The organism is Pandoraea pnomenusa (genome assembly GCF_000767615.3).
In the GTDB taxonomy this organism is placed as follows: domain Bacteria; phylum Pseudomonadota; class Gammaproteobacteria; order Burkholderiales; family Burkholderiaceae; genus Pandoraea; species Pandoraea pnomenusa.
The window spans coordinates 3,629,203-3,652,307 of the sequence record NZ_CP009553.3 but is presented as its reverse complement, the minus strand read 5'-3'; the positions used below and the strand labels follow the sequence as shown (position 1 = coordinate 3,652,307).

24 protein-coding genes are annotated in these 23,105 nt (G+C 64.6%); 16 read left to right on the top strand and 8 right to left on the bottom strand.

Features of this window, described 5'->3' with window-relative positions; translation table 11 throughout:
- Positions 1-147: 147 nt before the first annotated feature.
- The 12 genes from LV28_RS40420 (at position 148) to LV28_RS40365 (ending at position 10,454) form a co-directional block, all read left to right on the top strand.
- Positions 148-666 carry a flavin reductase family protein gene (locus LV28_RS40420; RefSeq protein WP_169834581.1) on the top strand — a complete coding sequence of 173 codons (519 nt, stop codon included), beginning with the start codon at positions 148-150 and terminating at the stop codon, positions 664-666.
- Positions 667-693: 27 nt separating this feature from the next.
- Positions 694-2,175, top strand: a complete 1,482-nt coding sequence (locus LV28_RS40415; protein ID WP_038620532.1) for a 4-hydroxyphenylacetate 3-hydroxylase family protein — start codon at positions 694-696, stop codon at positions 2,173-2,175.
- A gap of 64 nt (positions 2,176-2,239) precedes the next feature.
- Positions 2,240-2,620: a cupin domain-containing protein gene (locus LV28_RS40410; protein ID WP_023596861.1), complete on the top strand. Its 381-nt coding sequence runs from the start codon at positions 2,240-2,242 to the stop codon at positions 2,618-2,620.
- Positions 2,621-2,732: 112 nt separating this feature from the next.
- Positions 2,733-3,977, top strand: a complete 1,245-nt coding sequence (locus tag LV28_RS40405; RefSeq protein ID WP_023596860.1) for an ABC transporter substrate-binding protein — start codon at positions 2,733-2,735, stop codon at positions 3,975-3,977.
- A 47-nt stretch (positions 3,978-4,024) separates the two neighbouring features.
- Positions 4,025-4,714 carry a DUF2848 domain-containing protein gene (locus tag LV28_RS40400; RefSeq protein WP_023873616.1) on the top strand — a complete coding sequence of 230 codons (690 nt, stop codon included), beginning with the start codon at positions 4,025-4,027 and terminating at the stop codon, positions 4,712-4,714.
- A gap of 4 nt (positions 4,715-4,718) precedes the next feature.
- A complete protein-coding gene (locus LV28_RS40395; protein WP_038620534.1) occupies positions 4,719-5,498 on the top strand; it encodes an ABC transporter ATP-binding protein in 780 nt (259 codons plus the stop codon).
- Positions 5,495-6,250 carry an ABC transporter ATP-binding protein gene (locus LV28_RS40390; protein WP_038620537.1) on the top strand — a complete coding sequence of 252 codons (756 nt, stop codon included), beginning with the start codon at positions 5,495-5,497 and terminating at the stop codon, positions 6,248-6,250. The genes LV28_RS40395 and LV28_RS40390 overlap by 4 nt, the downstream gene beginning before the upstream one ends.
- 21 nt (positions 6,251-6,271) lie before the next feature.
- The gene (locus tag LV28_RS40385) at positions 6,272-7,162 is read left to right on the top strand and encodes a branched-chain amino acid ABC transporter permease (protein WP_025249418.1); all 891 of its coding nucleotides are present in this window, start codon (positions 6,272-6,274) and stop codon (positions 7,160-7,162) included.
- Positions 7,163-7,169: 7 nt separating this feature from the next.
- Positions 7,170-8,192 carry a branched-chain amino acid ABC transporter permease gene (locus LV28_RS40380; protein ID WP_038620541.1) on the top strand — a complete coding sequence of 341 codons (1,023 nt, stop codon included), beginning with the start codon at positions 7,170-7,172 and terminating at the stop codon, positions 8,190-8,192.
- 216 nt (positions 8,193-8,408) lie between these two features.
- A complete protein-coding gene (locus LV28_RS40375) occupies positions 8,409-8,900 on the top strand; it encodes an Rrf2 family transcriptional regulator (RefSeq protein ID WP_023596854.1) in 492 nt (163 codons plus the stop codon).
- A 269-nt stretch (positions 8,901-9,169) separates the two neighbouring features.
- The gene (locus tag LV28_RS49005) at positions 9,170-9,466 is read left to right on the top strand and encodes a DUF4148 domain-containing protein (RefSeq protein WP_038620543.1); all 297 of its coding nucleotides are present in this window, start codon (positions 9,170-9,172) and stop codon (positions 9,464-9,466) included.
- 97 nt (positions 9,467-9,563) lie between these two features.
- Complete coding sequence (locus LV28_RS40365; protein WP_063599117.1) at positions 9,564-10,454, top strand: AraC family transcriptional regulator; 891 nt, start codon at positions 9,564-9,566, stop codon at positions 10,452-10,454.
- 61 nt (positions 10,455-10,515) lie between these two features.
- Here the strand turns inward: LV28_RS40365 and LV28_RS40360 are convergent, their stop codons facing one another.
- From LV28_RS40360 to LV28_RS40340, 5 genes are all read right to left on the bottom strand, one after another.
- Entirely contained in the window at positions 10,516-11,751 is a 1,236-nt protein-coding gene (locus LV28_RS40360; protein ID WP_081326910.1) for a porin, read from the bottom strand.
- 191 nt (positions 11,752-11,942) lie between these two features.
- Positions 11,943-12,938 (bottom strand): glycerophosphodiester phosphodiesterase family protein, encoded by a 996-nt coding sequence (locus LV28_RS40355; protein ID WP_231113224.1) that lies wholly within the window; start codon positions 12,936-12,938, stop codon positions 11,943-11,945.
- A gap of 61 nt (positions 12,939-12,999) precedes the next feature.
- Positions 13,000-13,770, bottom strand: coding sequence for a DeoR/GlpR family DNA-binding transcription regulator (locus LV28_RS40350; RefSeq protein ID WP_025249415.1), 771 nt, complete (start codon positions 13,768-13,770; stop codon positions 13,000-13,002).
- Between the two features lie 185 nt (positions 13,771-13,955).
- Positions 13,956-14,306, bottom strand: a complete 351-nt coding sequence (locus tag LV28_RS40345) for an IPT/TIG domain-containing protein (protein ID WP_023596848.1) — start codon at positions 14,304-14,306, stop codon at positions 13,956-13,958.
- A gap of 102 nt (positions 14,307-14,408) precedes the next feature.
- Positions 14,409-14,894: an Lrp/AsnC family transcriptional regulator gene (locus LV28_RS40340; protein WP_023596847.1), complete on the bottom strand. Its 486-nt coding sequence runs from the start codon at positions 14,892-14,894 to the stop codon at positions 14,409-14,411.
- 157 nt (positions 14,895-15,051) lie between these two features.
- Here LV28_RS40340 and glmS point away from each other — a divergent pair, with 157 nt between their 5' ends.
- A complete protein-coding gene (glmS, locus tag LV28_RS40335; RefSeq protein WP_038620547.1) occupies positions 15,052-16,881 on the top strand; it encodes a glutamine--fructose-6-phosphate transaminase (isomerizing) in 1,830 nt (609 codons plus the stop codon).
- A gap of 14 nt (positions 16,882-16,895) precedes the next feature.
- Here glmS and LV28_RS40330 read toward each other — a convergent pair whose 3' ends face one another.
- Positions 16,896-17,828 carry a LysR substrate-binding domain-containing protein gene (locus tag LV28_RS40330; protein ID WP_038620550.1) on the bottom strand — a complete coding sequence of 311 codons (933 nt, stop codon included), beginning with the start codon at positions 17,826-17,828 and terminating at the stop codon, positions 16,896-16,898.
- A gap of 98 nt (positions 17,829-17,926) precedes the next feature.
- On the opposite strand from LV28_RS40330, the gene dsdA reads away from it, so the two are divergent.
- Genes dsdA through LV28_RS40315 form a run of 3 tightly spaced genes read left to right on the top strand, consistent with a single transcriptional unit; the run spans position 17,927 to position 22,175 of the window.
- Positions 17,927-19,276, top strand: coding sequence for a D-serine ammonia-lyase (gene dsdA / locus LV28_RS40325; protein WP_048806576.1), 1,350 nt, complete (start codon positions 17,927-17,929; stop codon positions 19,274-19,276).
- A 38-nt stretch (positions 19,277-19,314) separates the two neighbouring features.
- Positions 19,315-20,634: an MFS transporter gene (locus LV28_RS40320; protein WP_023873625.1), complete on the top strand. Its 1,320-nt coding sequence runs from the start codon at positions 19,315-19,317 to the stop codon at positions 20,632-20,634.
- 32 nt (positions 20,635-20,666) lie between these two features.
- Entirely contained in the window at positions 20,667-22,175 is a 1,509-nt protein-coding gene (locus tag LV28_RS40315) for a M81 family metallopeptidase (protein WP_048806577.1), read from the top strand.
- Between the two features lie 115 nt (positions 22,176-22,290).
- On the opposite strand, the gene LV28_RS40310 is transcribed toward LV28_RS40315, so the two are convergent.
- Together LV28_RS40310 and LV28_RS40305 are read right to left on the bottom strand one after the other, a co-directional pair.
- Positions 22,291-22,647 carry a VOC family protein gene (locus LV28_RS40310; RefSeq protein ID WP_025249411.1) on the bottom strand — a complete coding sequence of 119 codons (357 nt, stop codon included), beginning with the start codon at positions 22,645-22,647 and terminating at the stop codon, positions 22,291-22,293.
- Between the two features lie 34 nt (positions 22,648-22,681).
- Positions 22,682-23,086, bottom strand: coding sequence for a DUF3224 domain-containing protein (locus LV28_RS40305; protein ID WP_025249410.1), 405 nt, complete (start codon positions 23,084-23,086; stop codon positions 22,682-22,684).
- Between the last annotated feature and the right edge of the window lie 19 nt (positions 23,087-23,105).

Below are 23,105 nucleotides of genomic sequence, written 5' to 3'. Positions count from 1 at the left end.
CTCAGGGTTTACCTTGCTTGTTTAGCTAATTTTGTTAACGTTGAATAATGACTAACAAACAAAGCTAAATGAACAAGGCGGTGTGGTGTGCGGAACGGCCGGTCAGGGCGAATTCGCACGTCGGATCGGCTTGTAATGGAGGTAGCCATGACCGATGTATCGAGCGCAATGCCGGCTCAGGAAGACGAAGCGCGACAGTTTCGTCGCACGCTTGCCATGTTCGCCACCGGTGTGGCCGTGATCACGTCCGAGCGTGCGGACGGATCGCCCATCGGCATCACCGTGGCGTCGTTCAATTCGGTGTCGCTCGACCCGCCGCTGGTGCTGTTTTCGGTCGACCGGCGCTGTTTGAGTCTGGATGACCTGCGCGCCGCCCGGCGCTACACCGTCAACGTGCTTGACGAGAGCCAGCGCGAGACGTCGAACCGCTTCGCCACGGCGAGGGGCAACAAGTGGGACGGCGTGAGCTTCGCGGGCGAAGGCGTCGGCCGCCTGCCGGGGGCGCTGGCCGCCTTCGAGTGCGAGTCGCATGCCCAGCACGACGGCGGCGATCACGTGATCTTTGTCGGACGGGTCGTTCGTCACGCGGCGCGGCACGACGGCCGACCGCTCATTTTCTTCGGCGGGCGGTACTGCTCGCTAGATACCACGCCGGTGGCGGCGTGAGTTCACCAGGGGTTTCAGGAGAGAGTCATGGTAAAGAACGGTAGTCAACATATCGGTCAGCTGCGCGACGGGCGCGAAGTGTACATCGACGGCAAGGCGGTGGGCGACGTGACCACCCACCCGGCGTTCCGCAACTCGATTCGCAGCTACGCCAGCCTGTACGACTTTCAGGCGCGTCCGGAAAACCTCGAGGCGATGACGTTTGCGTCGCCGGACACGGGCGATCGTGTCTCACGCATCTGGCAATTGCCTGCGAGCTACGACGAACTGGTGCAGCGCCGCGAGATGCTCGAGGCCTGGAGCGAGCTGCATTACGGCTTCATGGGACGCTCGCCCGACCACGTCGCCTCGTGCATTTCGGGCATGGTGATGGGCATCGACGTGTTCGAACAGTACGACACGAAGCGCGCCGGCGCCTTGCGCGACTACTACAGATACGCGCGTGACAACGATCTGTTCCTGACGTACGTGATCGTCAACCCGCAGGCCAACCAGTCGAAGGCGGCCCACGAACAGGAAGACAAGTACCTCGCGGTGGGCATCGTCGACCAGGACCACGAGGGCATTACGGTGCGCGGCGCGAAGATGCTTGCCACGAGCGGCATCATGGCCAATGAGGTGTTCTGCAGTTGCATCCAGCCGCTCAAGGCCGGCGACGAGATGTATGCACTGTCGTTCGCCATTCCCATGAACACGAAAGGGCTGCGCATATTGTCGCGCAAGTCCTACGAGGGCAGTGCCACGTCCGTGTTCGACAATCCGCTTGCCTCGCGCTTCGACGAGAACGACGCCGTGCTGTACTTCGACGATGTGAAGGTGCCGTGGGAGCGAATCTTCGTCGCGGGCGACACGACCATGTGCGCAAAGCAGTTTCACGCCACGCCCGCGCACAGTTACCAGAACTATCAGTGTCAGGTGCGGCTCATGGTCAAGCTGCGCTTTCTGGTCGGCATCGCCCTGCGAATCACCGAGGTCAATGGCACCAACGCCTTCCCGCAGGTGCGCGAAGCGCTGGGGCAACTGGCGGCCGAGGCGGCCATGGTCGAGGCGTGGGTGCACGGTATGGAAGCCAAGGGGCACATGGAGAACGGCTTCTACGTGCCTGATCGAAGCCTCCTCTACGGCTCGCAGGTGCTCACCCAGCAGCTCTACACGAAGGTGCTCGGTACGCTTCGCGAGCTGGCCGGCGGCGGCATGATCATGCTGCCCTCGAGCATCCACGACTTCGAGAACCCGATGCTCGCCAGCATCATCGAGAAGACGCAGAAGTCGCCGGTGGCCAACGCCGAGGAGCGGGTCAAGTTCTTCAAGCTCGCCTGGGACGCCGTAGGTTCGGAGTTCGCGTCGCGCCACAACCAGTACGAGATGTTCTACGCCGGGGCGACTTTCGTCACGAAGGGCCACGCCTATCGCACGTACGACTGGCAAAAGGCCACGCGCCTCGTCGACAACCTGCTCGGCACCTATGCGCTCTCGGACGAAATCGTCCGGCAGCCGGTCGCGGCCTGATCCGTGCCGTCGCTTCCTGCACATTCACGACACCGCAAATTTCAGCCAAAGACAAGGAGTTCGCATGGCAATCAACAAGCTGCACGATGAGTTTCGCACCATCGACATGACGCAGGGCTGGGAGGTGCCGCCCGGCTATCCCCCCGGCATCGAACAGAAGATTCTCGCTGGCTCGCTCGACGAAGCGAACCGTGCCGGCAGTCGCACGCGCTTGCTGCGCTTCGCGCCGGGTATCCATACCACGGCGCCGTTCGTGCACACCTACTGGGAGGAGGTGTATCTCGTCTCGGGCGATCTGACGGTCGGGAACGACGCGCAGGGCGAAGGGGGCGAGGCGTTCGCGCCGAATACCTACGCCTGCCGCCCGCCCGGCGCGTTCCACGGGCCGTTCAAGTCGAACGGCGGCTGTCTGCTGCTCGAGATTCATTACTACGATCCGGCCTGACACGTTCAGGGAAAGGCACAGGTGCGGCGTACGCCAGGGCGTTGCCGCACCGCCGCAGGCATTCGCACACGCAAGCACACACGACATCTCCACAGGCTATCGGGAAAACATCATGTCTACGTTTCGCGCAAGTCGTATCACGTCATTGGCCGCATTGGCGATCGCCGCCGCAACCTTCGCCGCCTCGCTTTCCGCCCAGGCCCAGCCCGGCAAGATGAGCGACGGCGTGGTCAAGATCGGGGTGCTCACCGACATGTCGTCGATCTTCTCCGACATCGGCGGCAAGGGATCGGTGATCGCCGCGCAGATGGCCGTCGACGATTTCGGCGGCAAGGTCAACGGCGTGCCGGTCAAGGTCATCTCGGCCGACCATCAGAACAAGACCGATGTAGCCGCGACCATTGCGCGCGACTGGTTCGACAACCAGCAGGTCGACGTGGTCGAGGACCTGCTGCCGTCGTCGGTGGCGCTGGCGGTGTCGAACGTGGCCAGGGCCAAGAAGCGCATTGCGATCGTGACGGGCGCGGGCACCACGCGGCTGGTCAACGAGGAGTGCTCGCCGTACACCGTCCAGTATTCCTACGATACCTATTCGTTCGCGTCGAACACCGTCAAGGCCATGACGAGGAGCGGCGACAACAGCTGGTATTTCCTCACCGTCGATTACGCGCTCGGCGCTTCGCTCGAGAAAGATGCCACGGACGCGCTGCAACACGTGAACGGCAAGGTCGTGGGCCGTGCCAAACATCCGCTCAATTCCTCCGACCTGTCGTCGTACCTGCTTCAGGCGCAGGCGTCTCGCGCCAAGGTGATCGCGCTTGCCAATGCTGGCGCCGACACCGTCAACGCGATCAAGACGGCGCGTGAGTTCGGTATTACCGGGCCGGGCAAGCAGAAGATCGCCGGATTGCACATGTTCATCAGCGATATCCACAGCCTGGGGCTCGAAGCGGCGCAGGGCATGACGCTTACCACCGCCTTCTACTGGGACCGCGACGACGCCTCGCGCACCTGGGCGCAACGGTTCTACGCCAAGACCGGCAAGATGCCCACGCTCGTGCATGCCGGCACGTATTCGTCGGTCATGCATTACCTGCAGGCGGTGCAGCGCACCGGTACGGACGACGCCGACACGGTCATGGCCTCGATGAAGGCGACGCCGGTGAACGACTTCTTTGCCAAGGGCGGACAAATTCGCCCCGACGGCCTGATGGTGCACGACATGTACCTCGTCCAGGTGAAGTCGCCCAAGGCATCGAAGAAGCCATGGGACTACTACAACGTGGTGCAGACCATTCCCGCCGCCGAAGCGTTTCGCCCCCTCGCGCAGAGCCAATGCGCGCTCGTGAAGAAGTGATCGGGGCAGTCCCATCAGGAAGGTAGTCCATGACCGGAGTCGGCAAGATGAATCTCATGCATTTCGTAGTGCAGACGGCGCAGGGTGCCGTCGATCTCGACATTCCCATCAGGCAGTTGGTGATCGCGGGCTGGACCGGGCGCGATACCGAGGCGATGGAGCATCACATCCGCGAGCTGGAGGCGTTGGGCGTGAAGCGTCCCGCGGCCACGCCGATGTTCTATCGCGTATCCAGCGACCGGCTCACGACGCAGGCGCACATCGAGGCAAGCGGGCGCGCGAGCAGCGGCGAGGTCGAGTTCCTGCTCGTGCGCAGCGGTGGGCAGACGTATGTCGGCGTGGCGTCGGATCACACTGACCGCGAAGTGGAGACGTACGGCGTGACGGTGTCCAAGCAGATGTGCGAAAAGCCTTGCGCGACGGTGCTCTGGCGCCTGGAGGACATCGAGCCGCATTGGGACCGTCTCGTGCTGCGAAGCTACGCCAACATTGGCGGTGAGAAGGTGCTGTACCAGCAGGGACCGGTCACGACGATGCGTGCGCCGTCGGATTTGCTGGCACGGTTTGCCGACGCGGGCGGTCGCTTCGAAGACGGCACCGCCATGCTTTGCGGCACGCTGGCGGCCATCGGCGGTATTCGTTCGGCCGAGCGTTTCGACTTCGAACTCGAAGACCCGGTACTCGGGCGCCGGCTGCAGCACGGCTACGGCATTACGCCGTTGCCGGTCCTGGGATAAGTCCATGGCGCACGACGACATCATTCTCGAGACGCGGCAACTCACCAAGGCGTTTCGCGGCTTCACGGCGGTCGGCGGCGTCGATCTGAAGGTCAGGCGCGGTGCGATCCACGCGCTGATCGGACCGAACGGCGCGGGCAAGACGACGTGCTTCAACCTGCTGACGAAGTTCCTCACGCCCACGTCGGGCCAGATTCTCTATCGGGGCGAGGACATCACGCGGCTCGCCCCGGCGACGGTTGCACGGCGCGGCATGATCCGCTCGTTTCAGATCTCGGCGGTGTTCGGACATTTGTCCGTTATCGAAAACGTGCGCGTGGCGCTCCAACGTGCCACTGGCCGCTCGTACCACTTCTGGCGCAGCACACGCGCGGTGGGCGATCTGGATACGCGCGCCATGGCGCTGCTCGACGAGGTGGGCATCGCGGCGTATGCGCATGAGCCGACCGTCTCGCTGCCTTACGGTCGCAAGCGGGCGCTCGAGATTGCGACCACGCTGGCGATGGAGCCGGATGTCATGCTGCTCGACGAGCCCACGCAGGGCATGGGGCACGAAGACGTCGAGCGGGTCGCGGCCTTGATCCGGCAGGTGGCTGCCGGTCGAACCGTGCTGATGGTCGAACACAACATGAAAGTGGTTTCGGGCATCGCCGACACGATCACGGTGCTGCAACGCGGCGAGATCCTGGCCGAGGGCGACTACGCCACGGTCACGGCCGATCCGCGTGTGCGCGAAGCCTATATGGGTACGGCAGACGCCGATCTGGAAGGAGCGCACGCATGAACGCGCATGACGCTTCCCTTGCGGCGGCGAGCGTACCGGCGCTGGCCGTATCGGGCCTGCAGGCGTGGTATGGCGAATCGCACATTCTTCACGGCGTGGATCTGGTGGCCGCGCAGGGCGAGGTCGTGAGCCTGCTCGGTCGCAACGGCGCGGGCCGCAGCACCACGCTGCGCGCCATTCTCGGCCTGACCGACGCGCGCGGCGGCTCGGTACGTGTCTTCGGTCGCGAAACCATTGGCCTGCCGACGCGCAGGATCGCGCGCTGCGGGGTGGGTTTCTGTCCGGAGGAGCGCGGCATCTTCGCGAGCCTGTCATGCGAGGAAAACCTGCTGCTTCCCCCCGTGCTCGCGGCCGGCGACGGGGTGTCGGCGCGGGCGGGAATGTCGCTCGACGAGATCTACGCCATGTTCCCGAACCTGGCCGAGCGCCGGCACAGTCCCGGCACGCGGCTCTCGGGTGGCGAGCAGCAGATGCTGGCGATCGCGCGGATCCTGCGCACCGGCGTGCGTCTGCTGCTGCTCGACGAGATCTCGGAGGGACTGGCCCCGGCCATCGTGCGCACGTTGGCGCGCATGATCGAGACACTCAAATCGCGGGGCTACACGATCGTGCTGGTCGAGCAGAACTTTCACTTTGCCGCGCCCCTCGCCGAGCGCTTCTACGTGATGGAGCACGGCCGCATCGCGCTGCAATTCGACGCCGCGCAGTTGCCCGACCACACCGAGGCATTGCAAACGCTGCTCAACGTGTAATCCGCTCACAAGGTCAATGCCGTGAATCCTTTCGATATTCCTTTGCCGTCGCTGCTCGGCCAGCTGATGCTTGGGCTGGTCAACGGTTGCTTCTATGCCGTGCTGAGCCTGGGCCTTTCGGTCATCTTCGGCCTGCTCAACGTCATCAATTTCGCGCACGGTGCGCTGTTCATGATCGGTGCGCTTATCGCGTGGATGGGGGGCCAGTACCTCGGGCTCGACTATTGGACGATGCTGTTGCTCGCGCCGCTGGCCGCCGGCGTGCTGGGCGCGGCCATCGAGCGGGGGCTGCTCTGCCGCATCTACAAGCTCGATCATTTGTACGGGCTGCTGCTCACGCTGGGCCTCACGCTGATCATCGAAGGGCTCGGCCGCTCGGCGTACGGCGTTTCGGGCATGTCGTTCGACGGCCCCGCGCTGCTGGCCGGGGCCACCCGCCTGCCGTTCATGGTGCTGCCCAATTATCGGGCGTGGGTGGTGGTCGCGTCGCTCTGCGCTTGCGCGCTGACGTGGTTCGTGATCGAGCGCACTCGCGTCGGCGCATTGTTGCGCGCCGGCACCGAGAATGCCCGTCTGGTCGAGACATTCGGTGTGAACGTGCCGCTCATGGTCACGCTCACGTACGCCTTCGGCGCGGCACTGGCGGCGTTCGCGGGCGTGCTGGCCGCTCCGATCATGCAGGTCTCGCCGATCATGGGCCAGCCGATGATCGTGACGGTTTTCGCCATCGTCGTGATCGGCGGCATGGGGTCGATCGCCGGTTCGGTCGTCACGGGCCTGGCGCTCGGCGTGCTCGAGGGGCTGACCAAGCTCTGGTACCCGGAGGCTTCGGCCACGGTCGTGTTCGTGATCATGGCGCTCGTACTCCTCGTACGTCCGCATGGTCTGTTCGGTGGTTATGCCAACAAGTGAGTCGTCGATGATGCGCCAATACCGTTTCGATTTCGCCCTGCTCGCGCTGTTGCTTGCGTTGCCGGCCCTCGGCGTCTATCCCGTCTTTGCGATGAAGGTGCTGTGTTTCGCCCTGTTTGCCTGCTCGCTCAATCTGGTGCTCGGCTATACGGGGCTGCTCTCGTTCGGCCACGCGGCCTTCTTCGGCGGCGCGGCGTACTTCGCGGGCTACGTCATGCGCGATCTTGCCTGGTCGCCGCTCGCGGGCATGCTGACCGGTGTGGTCACGGGTGCCTTGTTCGGGCTCGTCTTCGGGCTGTTCGCGATCCGGCGCCAGGGCATTTACTTCGCCATGATCACACTCGCGTTTGCGCAGATGTTCTACTTCTTCTGTCTGCAGGCGCCTTTCACCGGTGGGGAAGACGGCTTGCAGGGCGTGCCCCGGCAGACGCTCTTCGGGCTCTCGCTGGACCACGATCTCACGCTCTATTACGTGGTGCTTGCCGTGGTGGCGGCAACTTTTGCGCTGATCTCGCGTGTGATCGCCTCGCCCTTCGGCCGGGTGCTCGCGGCGATTCGCGAGAACGAACCCAGGGCGATCTCGCTGGGGTATGAGGCCGCGCGCTTCAAACTGCTCGCGTTCGTGCTCTCCGCTGCCATCGCGGGGCTGGCGGGGTCGCTCAAGACGCTCGTGCTCGGTTTCGCCACGCTCTCCGACGTGCATTGGTCGCTCTCGGGGTCGGTCATTCTGATGACGCTCGTCGGCGGCATGGGCACGCGCTTCGGCCCCGTCGTGGGCGCGCTGCTGATCGTGTCGCTGGAGACGAAGCTGGGCGATATCGGCAACTGGCTTGCGCAGGCGACCGGCTGGCAGGCGTTCGCCGGATTGGGGACGATGGTGAGCGTCGTGACCGGCTGCATCTTCGTGCTGTGTGTGTTGTTGTTCCGCCGGGGCATCGTGGGAGAGTGGCTCGTCGTGCACGGCCGGTGGACATCGCGCGGCACGGTCGGTGCCCGCCGGGCGGCGCTGGCCGGCGCCGCCAAGGGGTAAGCCGCAGGCGCGGCACCCTACGGCCGGGAAGCCGCTGGAAAGCGGCTCGCCCGATGCGGCAAAGTTCGGGTGGCGCTGCGCCTTTGGTCGGCATAAGATGCATTTGAGGGCCATGTTAAACTGCTTCGCCGCTGTGCCGCCGCTGTGCCGCCTGTGTGCCGGACCGTGCGGGCGGCCGGACATCCTGTCCGCTTCTCTCTTGCCGTTTTCGATCGAATGCGACTAACCGACCATACCGATTACAGTCTGCGCACATTGCTGTACGTCGCGGTGTATCCCGACGAGCTCGTGCACGTGCAATCGGTGGCGGATGCGTTCGACATTCCCAAGAATCACCTCGTCAAGATCGTGCAGAAGCTCGGGCAACTGGGTTTTCTGCACACCGTGCGCGGCCGTTCAGGCGGCATTCGACTGGGACGCCCGCCCGAGCGGATCGGCCTCGGGGAAGTCGTGCGCGCCATGGAGCCGGACTTTGCCCTGGTCGAATGCTTTCACCAGGGCGATAACGGCTGCGTGATCACCTCGGCGTGCAACCTGCGCGGCGTGCTGGGCGAGGCCTTGCGCGCCTATTTCGAGGTTCTCGATCGCTACACGCTGGCCGACCTGCTCGGCAAGCCGACCGTGCTGCGCCGCCTGCTCGGCGACGCGGTCGCGGCGGCGATCCCCGTCGCGCAGATCAAGGTCAAGCAACGCGCCGGCGACGCTTGACCGGCGTCGTGTACGGTTGGCGCCTTGGGTGCGCGTGGCACGCCAGTTTTTTCACCCCTCATCAATCCTCCCTATCGTGGTCATAGCGGCAGGCAATGACTATCGTGATTTCTGGACGATTGGTCGCATCTTGCAGACGCGCTGCGGCGAAATTCCGGCCGTCCTTTCGTAATCTTGAGTCGTACCCGATCGCACCGGAACGCTTTCTTGCGCGGTGCCAAGCGGAAACCGACCCACGGCCACCTGTGCCGACAGAAAGGAGTTACATCATGAACGCTCGCATCTTCGCCGCCGCCCTGATCGCCGCCGCTTCGCTGGCCGGCGCGCCTGCCTTTGCCGACACCCAGACCGCTGACGCCGCGCAGACCGGCGTCTCCCAGACTATGACCGTGACACGCGCGCAGGTGCGTGAGGCCCTGCGTGTGGCACGCGCCTCCGGCGAGCTTGACCAATCATTGCAGACGTATCCGTCGCTGCTCCAGCAAGGGGCGTCGGCCGGGCGCTCGCGCGCGGAAGTTCGCTCGGAAATCGGAACGGGCGCACCGGTTGCCGACAGCCGCGCCTGACGCCTTGCCATTCATCGAAGGGGTGAGAGGCGTTCCGAGCAAGGCTTCGGCAATTCCCCCATAATCAGCGCACCGGGTTATTCGTTTCGAGTGCGTCATGGATCGGCTCTCCACCCTGATTTCGAATTTCGGCGTTCGCGCCGGTGTGTTTCACAGCGGCGGCCTGTGCGGCATCGCCAGCTATGGCATCGACGCCCATGACGGCGGCCATCTGCACCTGCTTCGCTCGGGCGAGGTTTCGTTGGTGCTCGAAGACGGCTCCCGGCATGAGATCGCGCAGCCGTCGCTGATCTTCTTTCCCCGGCGCAATCATCACCAACTGCTTTCGGGCGAGGGTGACCGCACGGAGTTGGTGTGCGGATCGTTGTCGTTCGACGGCGGCACGCGCAATCCGCTCGTGGCGGCGCTGCCGGAGTATCTGGTGCTGCCGACGCAATCGGTTTCGACACTGGAACTTACGCTCAATTGGCTGTTTGCCGAAGCCTTCGGTACGCAGTGCGGGCGCCTGGCCGTGATGGACCGCCTGTTCGAACTCCTGGTGATCCAGCTGTTGCGCCATGTGCTGGAGCAGCGCATGGTGAGTCACGGCATGCTGGCCGGGCTTGCCGACCCACGTCTGGCCCGTGCGCTGCACGTGATTCACCACCAGCCCGGCGAGCCGTGGACGGTGGAGTCGCTGGCCGGCGCCGCCAATATGTCGCGAGCCAATTTCGCCGCGCAGTTTCGCGAAGTCGTTGGCCAGTCGCCGGCGGATTATTTGCTCGACTGGCGCATCGGTCTGGCGCAAAAGCGCCTGCGGGACGGCCAGCCGATTGCCCGGGTGGCCGAGGAGGTCGGCTATGACAGTGCGTCGGCGCTGGCCCGTGCATTTCGTCGAAAGACGGGCAGTAGTCCGCGCGACTGGTTGCGCGCGCAGATGCACGCCGTGACGATGCTGCCCCCGCCAAGAGTGACGCTCGTGCCGCCGCTGCCCGCGCAGGCGGCCTAGCCGCGCAACGGCCGGGGTGCCGACGGTGTGCGCGTCGGGCGGCCGGCCGAGGGCAGGGCGCTCAGAACACGTGGCTGACCCCGATGCGCACGATCGTCTGGGTGCTGGTGGCGGAGGACATGCCATTGGCCGCGTCGCCCACCGACGCCGTGGCGTCGATCACGTTTCCGTAGGCATCGAGCGTGCTGCCGGACGCCTTCTGGTAACCGGCCAGCGCGTACAGTTCGGTGCGCCTGGACAAGTTGTAGAACGCCGCCAGATTGAACTGGTGGTATTTCGCGCCAGAGACGTTCGTCGCCGGGGCGTTGACGTTGGTGAAGCTGTAGCCGCCGCCGATGCGCAACAGCGGGGTGACGCGGTACATCGCCAGAACGCCGACCGTATCGAACTTCGCCGTGCGCGAGAAGCGCGAGAAGGTGCCCGGCGAGTATTCCGTGTGGCTGTAGTTCGCGCCCAGCGTGGTGTCGCCGATCTGGTAAGTCATGGCGGTGGCGATCACGTCGCGCGCCCTGGCGCTTGCATAACCGGCGTTGATCGACGATGCGAATGCCGAGTCGGATGACCCCGCCCAACTGCCGATCGTGGTATCGCCGGGGCCCGATTTTTCGTTGTTCGCGTGTGAGAAGGCCGTCCCCCACACCAGCGGCCCGTTGGCGTATTGGGCGCCGAGGCCCCAGGTGTTCTGACGACTCATCGAACCGGGCTGATTGCCGAACCCATACATGGCGCTGAGCGTGACGCCTCCCCACGACGGCGAGCGGTATTTCACGCCGCTGTTGACCCTCGAGCTGTGGTCGAGGTTGTCGACGTCGCCCGGATGGGCGGCCACGCCGGAGAGCAGTGCAGTGCCGCCGACCGAACCGACGAGGTCGATCAACGGGTCGTACTGTCGGCCCAGCGTGATGGTGCCGTAAGTCTTGTCCTGGAGGCCGACGTAGGCATGACGCCCGAACAGCGCGCCGCCCTGGCTGGCCGTGCCATTGGCGATGCTGAAACCGTTCTCGAGACGGAACAGCGCCTTCAGTCCGGCGCCCAGATCCTCCGAACCTCGAATACCCCAGCGGCTGCCTTGCCACGTGCCGTTCTGGAAGGTAGTGTTCGAGCTGCCGACGAGCACGGCTGGACGGCCGGTGGCACCGGCTCGGGTGACCGAAGCCACGTTGCTGGCATACCCGATGCCGCCGTCGACGATCCCGTAAAGCGCGATGTTCGACTGCGCATGGGCAAGTACGGCGGCGCTGCACCCGAGGGCGAAGGTGGCGGCGTGGGCGAGGACGGTGCGGGGGCGAAACGTCATGGTGAATTTTCCTGAGCGTGAGACGAAGCGGGCGATGCGATCCTCCGGTGCCGCACGTTGGCGTTCCAGTGTTGCGCGTCGCTTCCTTTTAATTAGAAGTGCTAAAAATAATGAAAGCGCTTTCCCGGGAATTGATTTCCAACCTTCCTCGGGGAGGCGGCTGCGCGCGTGGCGGCAGCCGGTGCAGGCGATTATTTCGAGGCGTCGTGCCCTTGCGCGGTGAGTGCGGCGCGCAGGCGCGACGGGGAGTCGGTCATGACGGCGTCGAAGCCGAGTTGAGATGCGCTCTCGAAGTCCTGCGGCGTTTCCACGCCGAACGCAACGAGGTGTACGTCGCCCCGCGACTTGAAGCACTGTACGGCCGCCGGTGTCCACCAGTTGGCCACGACCTTCGATACCCCCTGGCCGAGCGTGAAGCGTTCCACGACTTCAACCTGGCGGTGCAGCTCGATGCCGACCCATGTGCCCGGCGCGGGCGGCGTCGCACACTGGCCGGCGAGTGCCGCGGCGACGAGTCGGTTGCGCGTGGCGTCGCGCGATTCGAACAGTTGCGCCTGCGGGCGACGCGCGCGCATGCGGTCGGTCGCGTCGGCTTCGGTCGAGTACAGCCGCACGCGCGCCCAGGCGTGGGTTTCGTCGAGTACCTCGATGACGGCTTCGACGAGCGGGGCGGCGGGCACTTGCTTCATGTCGAGCAGAATCGGCACGTTCTCGGGGACGGCGGCGAGGGCTTCGCGCAGCGTCGGGATCGGAAGGGGGTGATCTCGGTAGGGATAAATCGTGCGACCGTCGTCCGCCTTGCGAGCGAACGCGTAGCCCGCATTGAGTTTGCGCACCTGCGCGTAGTCGAGGTCGGCGAGCTTGCCGCGCCCGTCGGTCAGTGCGGAGAGATCGGCGGGGCGGTACATCACCGGCACGCCGTCACGCGTGACCTGTACCGTCATCCACAGCGCCTGCGCGCCGTTGTGCAACGCGTTGGCGAACGCCTGCACCGTGTTTTCGGGGGTGTCGCCGGTGCCGCCGCGATGCGCGACGATGAGCGGGCTGGCGTAGGCGCCCGGCAACGCCAACGTGCCAACGGCACAGGCCAAGGCGGCAAGACTGGTGGCGGCGAGGCGATGCCAGCCCATTGGACGGGCAAGCCGGCGGACGCATTGGGACATGGCGGTGACGGGGGCGGCAGGCATGGCGGAAGTCTCGGGACGAAAAGTGGCCGGAAGCGGTGGGCGAAAGGAAGGCAAGCGCGTTTCAGACGACGAGCCATTCAGGCACGGATGGCGAGTCGACCGAATGCAAGTGCGCACGGAGCGCGTCGGGCAACGGCCCGTCGGTGACGACAAGATCCTGTTCGCGGAGTTGTCCGCCGCGCACGCTCGGCTTGCGCGTGAACTTGTACGTGTCGGCCACCAGGATGCGATAGCGGCTGGCTTCGCGCAGCGCTTCGCGCGAGGCCGCTTCGAGCCGGTCGTAGTCCAGCAGCGTGCCGTCGTCGTCGATGCCGCCCACGCTGTACACGCCGACGTCGGCCCGGTAAGCGCGGAACAGCCGGTCGGCTTCGTCGCCGAGAATCTCGGGGTTGGGCGAGCGCAGCTCGCCACCGGGAACAATGACGCGATGATTGGGGTTGCCGGCCAGCACAAGCGCCGCGCGCAGGTTGTTCGTGATGACGCAAAGCCGCTTGCGATGCACGAGCGCGACGGCGACTTGCTCCGGCGTGGTGCCGATACCGAGCAGTACGGTCGCCCCGTCGGGGATGCGTTCGGCGGCTGCCTGGCCAATGCGGAGCTTGCCTTCGAGATTGCGCACGCGGCGGACTTCATACGGCTGGTTCGGCCCGGGCGTGAGCAGGCGCGCACCGCCATGATAGCGACGCAACACGTTGGCGTCGCACAACAGGTTCACGTCGCGGCGAATGGTCTGCGTGGCCACGCCGAAATGCTCGGCGAGCGCATCGACGCTCATTTCGCCATGCTGGCGAAATAGCGCAACGATGCGGGTCTGACGCTCGGAGAGGTCCATCGGGTGGGTCCTGTGTCGCGCATTGAGTGTGCAATGAGCGTCACTTTGACAGCCGATGGTGACATTCAAATGACGATGGCTAATGTTCAAATGAACATAGACGTAGTTCGGGGCTCGGCATCCGGCGGCACGGCAGTGCGTCGATGCGACGATGCGTCGAGGCGACGGGGCGACGGGGCGACGCGCTACCGCATCGACCCGGCCCCGGAGCCAAGCGCGTATAGATCGTTGACGTATTGCAGGTTGTACAGCAACTGCTCGGGTGTCCGGACGGCGCCGTCAATCCTGTTGGCCGATGCCAGGCAATCTCCCAGTGTCACGTTGGCCGTGGCACGTCCCGTCTCGGCCAGGGACGGGCTGACCGCGGTGATCGTGCCGTCGTCGACGATGGCAAAGCTCCGGGCCGGGGTCTTGCGGTTGTTCTTGTCCACGAAATACACCTGGACTGCTTCCGAGAACCCTGTGCCATTGATGGTGATGGAGGTTCCCCCGTCGCGATCGATCTGGCTTGGGCTGACCTGCGTGATGTTCGCCATGATGCGCCTCGGCCTTGCCGTGAATTTGAGCGCTTTCAATCTAGGCGAGCCGCCGCCATTGCGCACCTGTCAAGGCTGACAGGCATGCGTGTGCCCTCCACGTCACCCGGCGCGGACGGGCGGAATTCGGGCATTCGCTTCAAACTTTGCGAGCCGTGTCGAGAAGAAGGTGCGTACGTTGCGAACGTTCGCTGCGCTCTTGAAGAGCCGCCTCGCGAGATCGTCGTATTCGGCCATGTCCCGCACTTGTGCGATCAGGACGAAGTCCGGCCCAGGCGACACCCGATAACACTGTGTGATGGCGGGCTCTTCGCAGATGTAGGACTCGAAGGCGTCGTAGTCTTCCGCAGTCTGTCGGTCGAGGCTCACTTCCACCACCGCGTTCAGGGTCGGCCCGAGCTTCGCGGCATCGATGATCGCGATCTGGCGGGCAATGACGCCAGCGTCGCGAAGCGCGCGCACGCGTCGCAGACAGGTCGGCGCGGATGCGTGTACACGCCGGGACAATTCGAGATTCGAAATCGACGCGTCCACCTGCAGTACGCCGAGGATGCGCAGGTCGAGATCGTCCAGATTGATAGGGGGCATGCCATCTCCGCCGGGGCGTTATTCAATGAAATTAAATTTCATCAGTGATTTGAGGTGTAATTTAATTTCATTCTTTGAATTATTTCGATGATTAATTTCACATGTCGCACTCTACCATCGCTTCACTGACGGAAAACGAATCTTCTGGAGAGGCGAAATGTGCGGAATTATCGGTGCAGTTGCGCAACGGGACGTGGTCCCCACGCTGGTCGATGGGCTGAAGCGGTTGGAGTATCGCGGGTATGACTCGTGCGGCGTAGCGTTGTATTCGGATCGCGCGTTGGTACGCGCGCGAAGCGTCGAGCGTGTGGCGAATCTCCAGGAGGAAGTCACGCGCATGGGGCTGGCCGGGTATACGGGCATTGCTCACACGCGCTGGGCCACGCATGGCAAGCCGGTGACGGACAACGCGCATCCGCACGTGTCGCCGAACGCCGGGACGCCGCGCATTGCGCTCTCGCACAACGGCATCATCGAGAACCATGAAGCGTTGCGCGGCAAGCTCGAAGCCCATGGTTATCGATTCGCCAGCCAGACCGACAGCGAGGTCATTGCGCATTTGATCGACCATTTGTACGACGGCGACCTGTTCGAAGCGGTGAGGGCGGCCACGGCGCAATTGCAGGGCAGCTATGCGATTGCGGTGATTTGCCGCGACGAGCCGCATCGGCTCGTTGGCGCACGTGACGGCATGCCGCTGGTGCTTGGCGCCGGCGAAGGCGAGAACTTCATTGCGTCCGATGCGATCGCGCTGGCCAATGTGACCGACCAGATCGTGTATCTCGAGAACGGCGACGTCGCCGACGTTCAGCTGCATCGCTTCTGGGTGGTCGACGATGAGGGCCAGCGCGTGCAACGCCCGGTGCATCGCGTGGCGGCACACAGTGGTGCGGCGGATCTCGGGCCTTACCGTTATTACATGCAGAAGGAGATTTTCGAACAGCCGCGTGCGGTCGCCGACACGTTGCAGGACGTGACGGCGATCATGCCGGAGTTGTTCGGCGACAACGCCTGGCGGGTGTTCAACGCGGTCGATTCCGTGCTTTTGCTCGCGTGTGGCGGGAGCTATCACGCGGCGCTCACGGCCAAGTACTGGATCGAGAGTCTCGCGCAACTGCCGGTGAATGTGGAAATCGCCAGCGAGTATCGCTACCGCGACAGCGTGCCGAATTCGAACACGCTCGTGGTGGCCGTGTCGCAGAGCGGCGAGACGGCGGACGTGCTGGGCGCCATGCACGTGGCCAGGCAGCGTGGCATGCGGCACACGCTGGCGATCTGCAATGTCGCGACGAGTGCGCTTGCGAGGGAGTGTGCGCTGACGTTTTTCACGCGGGCGGGCGTGGAGATCGGTGTGGCGTCGACCAAAGCGTTCACGACGCAGTTGGTTGCGCTGTTTCTGCTGGCGCTCACACTCGCCCAGACGCGTGGGCGACTGTCGGACGAAGACGAGCAGCAACACCTGAAGGCGCTGCGACATTTGCCCGATGCCATCGCCAAGGTGTTGGCGCTGGAGCCGCAGATCATGGCGTGGGCCGAACAACTGACGCGGCGGCAGGACATTCTGTTTCTCGGGCGCGGCCTGCATTATCCCGTGGCGATGGAGGGGGCGCTGAAGATGAAGGAGATTTCGTACATCCACGCCGAAGCCTATCCGGCCGGCGAGCTCAAGCATGGGCCGCTGGCGTTGGTGAGCGACGAAATGCCGGTGGTCGCGGTCGCGCCAAACGACCGTCTGCTCGAAAAGCTCAAGTCGAACATGCACGAAGTCAGCGCGCGCAACGGCCGGCTCTATGTCTTCGCCGACAGCGATTGCGGCCTGTCGCCGGGGCCGGAAATCGATGTGATTCGCCTGAACGAACACTACGGCCTGTTATCCCCCATCCTGCACACCATTCCGATGCAACTGCTCGCGTATCACGCCGCCGTCGCCCGCGGCACGGACGTCGACAAACCGAGAAACCTGGCGAAGTCGGTGACGGTGGAGTGAAAGGGCAGGACACGCTACAACCCCAGCGCGCCAAACCGTGCACCGTCGAAGCGCCGGCATTCCTGCTGTATCCACTCGCAGAAGATTGTCGTGCGCCGGTCGAAGGGATCGCGCGAGAGCAGCACATATCGCGCGGGCGACCTGACCGGCTTGCCGATCGGCACGAGACGGCGGCTTTGCAGGTCATCGTGCACCAGCGCGCTGCGTCCGATGGCAACGCCCTGATGATTGAGCGCGGCAGCCAGCGCCAGGCTCGACAGGTTGAACTGCGGTCCGTCGATGTTCTGCGCACTGCCGGGCCGGTTCGCGTCCATCCATGTGCGCCATTCGATGAATTCGGTCGCGCCGTCCCACGGCGACGCGTCGTGAAGGAAGACCACGCCGTCGAATGACGAACCGTCCGCCAGGCCCGGGTGCGTCGCCAGATATGCCGGCGTAGCCACCGCGACCAGGTACTCGTCGAAAAGGACGTCGGCCTTGACCTCCGCGTATTGCGTGGGGTCGTAGCGTACCGCAACGTCGATGTCGTCCGCGCGCATGGACTGTCGGTCGACGCTTTGAAACTCCGCCTTCAGCCGTACCGAGACGTCGGGCTCCTGCCGATGAAAGTCCGTCAGCCGCGGCATCAGCCATTGCAAGGCGAACGAGGGCAGGCAACTGACCTGCAGCGGCGCGTTGGAGATGCCGAGCCGTTGCAGCGTGGCCTCGATGTCGCCCAATGCACGGGCCGTCGTCTCGAACAGCGCCTCTCCGTTCTCCGTGAGCTTCAGACTGCGTGCCTGCCGAACGAACAACACGTAACCCAGGCGATCCTCCAGATAACGAATCTTTTGACTCACCGCGCTTTGCGTCAGGTTCAGGGCGCGTGCCGCCTGCGTGAAGCTCAGCAGCCGGGCCGCAGTCTCGAAGCACCGCAGGGCGCCCAGCATCGATGCATCCAGTTGCATAAGTATTAGTCCAGCTAATGCGTTCATTAGAATCCAGCGCTATTTTTACGCGAACCAGAGCGCTAGCATTCCGTGAAGTATCAGGAAATTCTCGGAATATGCCAACAATGTCTCTCCCGTATCTGCCAAAGCTCCTATTAGCCAGACTTCAAGGCAAGACGCCGACGCTTTGGGTCAATGACCGCCTCGGGCAGCCGCTCGCGCCCAACAGCGACTCGACGGACGCGATTCTCGACGCCCAGGCGCGGATGCAACGCTTCGCTCCGCTGCTCGCCAACCTGTTTCCCGAACTGGCCGGGACCGACGGACACATCGAGTCGGCCTTGATGCCGGCGGATGCCCTGAAGCGCGCGGTTGTCCGCGGTGACGCCGACGATGCGAGCGCATGGTTCGTCAAGCGCGACGATGCGCTGCCCGTTGCAGGCTCCATCAAGGCCAGGGGAGGGTTTCACGAGGTGCTGGCCGTTGCCGAGCGAATCGCGCTGGAACAAGGTTTGATTGCGGCGCAGGACGACCGCCGCGTGCTCGGTTCCCCCGAAGCCCGCGCCCTGTTCGCGCAATACACGGTCGCCGTCGGCAGCACAGGCAATCTTGGACTGAGCATCGGGGTGATGGCCGCCGCGCTCGGATTCGACACGGTCGTGCACATGTCGGACGACGCCAAGGCGTGGAAGAAGGCGCGACTGCGCCAGCGCGGGGTGCGTGTCGTCGAACATGCGGGCGACTACGCAAAGGCGGTTGCCGCCGGCCGCACGCAAGCCTCGGCATCGCCGCGCAGTCATTTCGTGGACGACGAGCAGTCGCCCCTGCTGTTCCACGGCTATGCGGCCAGTGCCCGCCATCTCGCGGAGCAACTCGTGGCGGCGGGGCGCACGGTCGATGCCGGGCATCCGCTCTTCGTCTATCTGCCCTGTGGCGTGGGGGGAGCGCCCGGCGGCATCACGTACGGCCTGAAGGCGATCTTCGGGGCGCACGTTCACTGCTTCTTCGCCGAACCCGTGGCTTCGCCGTGCATGCTGGTCCAGTTGGCGTCGCGAAGCGATTCGCCCGTGTCGGTCTACGACTTCGGGCTGGACAACAAGACCGATGCCGACGGCCTGGCCGTCGGTGAAGCGTCGCACCTCGTCGCTCCGCTCATGGTCTCGCAACTGTCGGGTGTGTTCACCGTGACCGACGACGAGCTCTTCCTGAACCTGCGCATGCTGAAGCATACCCTCGACGTGCTGGTCGAGCCGTCGGCGGCCGCAGGCGTGCGCGGGCCCGACTGGTTGCTCAATTCTCCCGAAGGGCAGGCGTACGTGCGCATGCACGACCTCGACATGCGCGAGGCCACCCACGTGATCTGGTCGACGGGCGGCTCGCTGGTGCCTCCGGAAGCCCTCAAGGAATTTCTCGAGCGCGCCGACGCACTGGCGCGCGACCCTGAACGCGCCGGGCAAGCTGCCTGACGCATCGAAGCCACTCACTCGCAGCAGGAATCAGACACATGGAACCTCAGGTCACGTTGTCATCCGCCGTCGGCACACGCACCGACCGTTTGGCATTTGAAGACGCCACTTACCGGAAGGTCGCGCTGCGATTCATTCCGTTCCTGATGCTTTGTTACGTGGTGGCGTATCTCGACCGCGTCAACATCGGCATCGCAAAGCTCAACATGCTCGCCGATCTGCAATTCAGCGAGGCGGCCTACGGTCTGGGCGCAGGGCTTTTCTTCATCGGCTACATGCTGTTCGAGGTGCCGAGCAATCTCATCATGCATCGGGTCGGCGCACGCCTGTGGATCGCCCGGATCATGATTTCGTGGGGCATGCTCTCCGGCATCATGGCGTTCGTCACGTCGCCATGGCAGTTCTACGTCGTGCGGTTCCTGCTCGGTGTCGCCGAAGCGGGCTTCTATCCCGGCGTCATTCTCTTCCTGACGTACTGGTTTCCCAATCATCGCCGCGCCAGGATGACGGCGATCTTCCAGGCAGGCATTCCCGTCGCCGGTCTGCTGGGCAGTCCGCTGTCGGGCTGGATTCTGGACACCTTCCATCAGGTCGGCGGCCACGCCGGCTGGCAATGGGTGTTCGTGCTCGAAGCGCTCCCGACCCTGCCGCTGGCCGTGGGCGTTCTGCTCATCCTCACCGACCGCGTGAAGGACGCCAAGTGGCTGTCGAGCGAACAACGCGAGCTCATCGCCCGGGATATCGCGCAGGACGAGAAGGGCCGCCCGCACATGCCGCTGTCGCACATTCTGCGCGACGCGCGTATCGGGAAAATCATTCTGATGACCTTTCCCGCGATGATGGCGCTCTACACGCTCGGCTTCTATCTGCCCACGCTCATCAAGGACGCCGGCGCGGTCGGCGGGCTTCAGGTGGGACTGTTGAGCGCGATTCCGTATTGTGTCGCCGCGGTGGCGATGGTACTGGTCGGCCGAAGCTCGGACCGTCGCCGCGAGCGCCGCTGGCATCTGGCTGGCATCATGCTCGTTGGCGCGTTCGGTCTGGCGGCCAGCGTGTTCGCCGGTCAGCATCTGGCACTGGCCGTGATCTCGCTGTCGATTGCCGCTGCGGGGATCATCAGCTTCTCGCCCATCATGTGGACGTTGCCCACGGCGTTTCTCGGTGGTGCCACGGCCGCCGCGTCGATCGGAGCCATCAACAGCCTGGCGAACCTGGGCGGATTCGTGAGCCCTTACCTGATCGGCTGGATTCGAGATACCTATCACAGCACGGCGCCCGCGATCTTCGTGATTGCCGGCTCGCTGCTCATCAGCGCCGTCATCGCGCTGAGCTTCGATCCGAAGACCGTCAATCGCTGAACAGCGACCGAAGCATTGAGGAGATTACGACAATGGAGCGCACACCCATGCGATTCGCGGTGGCCGGCATCATCCACGAAACCAATACCTACGCCGCGGAATTCTCCGGCCTGACGCCGCTGGCGGCTTTCGAGCAATACTGGGGACAGCGCGTTGCCGAGGTGTTCGACAACGCCAATCACCAGGTGGGCGGATTCATCGAGGGCGCGCGTCGCGTGGGCGCGATGCTCGATTACGCCTTCGTGGGACAGGCCACGCCGTCCGGCACCATCGACGCGGCCGCCTACGCGTCGATGAAGCGCGAGATCGTCGAAGGCATTCGGGCGCAGCTCCCGGTCGACGGCGTCCTGCTCGCGCTGCACGGCGCCGGCGTGGCGGATGGCGTGGAGGACATCGAGGGCGATCTGGCGAGCGCGGTGCGCGATCTCGTCGGCGCGAGTGTGCCGATTGCCGCCGTCTACGACCTGCACGGCAACTTTACGGAAGCCATGCGTCTGTCATGCGACATCACCCTGCCATGCAAGCTGTACCCGCACACCGATTTCTTCGATCGCGGTGTGGAGGCCGTGGCGTTGCTGGCGCAAATGCTCGATGGTCGCCTCAAGCCTGTCACCGCCGTGCGCTACCTGCCGATGCTGCCGTACATCGTCACGACGCAGGAGGGTTTTACCCCGGCGCTCGTCAACGCGTTGTGTGCCAGGCTCGCGGCGCAGCACGGTGTGGTCGACTGTTCGTGGTTTCACGGCTTTCCGTACGCCGACATTGCTGCGCCATGTCCCTCGGTAATCTGCACGACGAACGACGATCCCGCGCTGGCGCAACGCCTTGCCGACGAGGTGGCCGACTGGATCTGGCGTCATCGAGCCTCGTTCCGGCCATCCTTCCCGTCGCCCGCCGAAGGCGTGGCGGCAGCGCTTGCCACCGAAGCAGGGCCCATCGTCGTGAACGAATACGCGGATAACCCCGGCGGCGGTACGCCGGGCGACGGCACGCACCTGCTGCGCGCCCTGTTGTCGGCGCGTCCCGAGCCGGGAACGGCATGTTTTGCCTCCATCAACGACGCACAGGTGGTCGCACAGGCGCAGGCCGCCGGTGTCGGCGCCACGATTGCCGTGTCGCTCGGCGGGAAGCTGGGACGCTATCAGGGGCGGCCCATCGAGGCTCAGGCCTATGTCAAGTCGATCACGGACGGCAAATTCGTGAACCGGCCAGGGGCGATGTTCGCCGGTGTGCATTTCGACCTGGGCGCGATGTGCCGGCTCGTGATCGATGGGGTGGACGTTATCGTCGCGTCGCGCGCGGAGCAGATTTACGACGTCGAGCCCTTCGCGATGCATGGGCTCGACGTGAGCCGCCACCGCCTCATCGCCTTGAAGGGCGCGAATCACTTTCGCGCCTACTACCGCCAGTTGGCCAGGCAGATCATTTCCGTCGACAGCGTGGGGCTGAGCACCGCCGACATCACGTCGTTCGCGCGTGAGCGCCTTCAGGGGCAGTACTGGCCACTCTCCGAGGATGTGCCCTTTCCCCAAGTGCCGTAAGTGCAGTAAGTGCCGTGGGTGCCGTGAACGCGAGGAGCGCCGGCGGCGCACCCCGTGCTCGCCGCTCATCCGCACCGCGCAAGCTTTGGACGGCGACGCGTGGCAACGTCTGCGATCATTTCGCCGCCGACCACACCGCGAGTTCGTACCCGTCGGGGTCGGTGAAGTGAAAGCGACGGCCGCCGGGGAAGTCGAAGGCTGGCACGCAAACGGCGGCACCGGCGGCTTCGACACGGCACTGCGTTTGCGCGAGGTCGTCGGCATACAGAATCACCAGTGGCCCGCCTGGCCGGATGGTGCCGCCGGTCGTAAAGCCGCCCGTGAGCCGCCCGTCGCTGAATTCCGTGTACGTTGGGCCGTAGTCCGTAAAGGTCCAACCAAACACGCTTCCATAGAACGCCTTGCTTCGGGCGATGTCGCTGACGCTGAACTCGATGTTGTCGATCTGACGATCCGTGCCGTGGTGGCTCATTGGCGTGCTCCGGTGATGGACGATGCCCGACAGGTCATTGACCGTCGGGCAGCGAGTAGCGAAATTCGTACGAGTGCTGGCCGTCGGCGATGACGATGACCAGACGCCCGGCCAGGCCGGACAACCCGTCCGTGCCGGAGTCGGGGACCACGGTGATCGATTGTTCGGGCGCCCCTCGGGTCATCGTCGAGCTATGTTGCAGCACGAAGGTCCCGCTGCGGCCGTGCAAGGCGCCCTGAACCCTTTCCATCGCGACATAGCCGGCCGACCCTGGCGTGGTGCTGCGAAAGGCGAGCATCTCGCCTTGGCTCGTCGCTTCGAGATCGCCGTGATACCGCTTGTCCAGCGACATGCGGCCGAGGCCGGTCGCTTCGGCCACGCCACTCAGGGGGTGAGGGGCAAGCTGAACGTCGAACAGGCCTTTTGCGGTTCGTTCCAATTGGGTAGTCCTCCCGGGA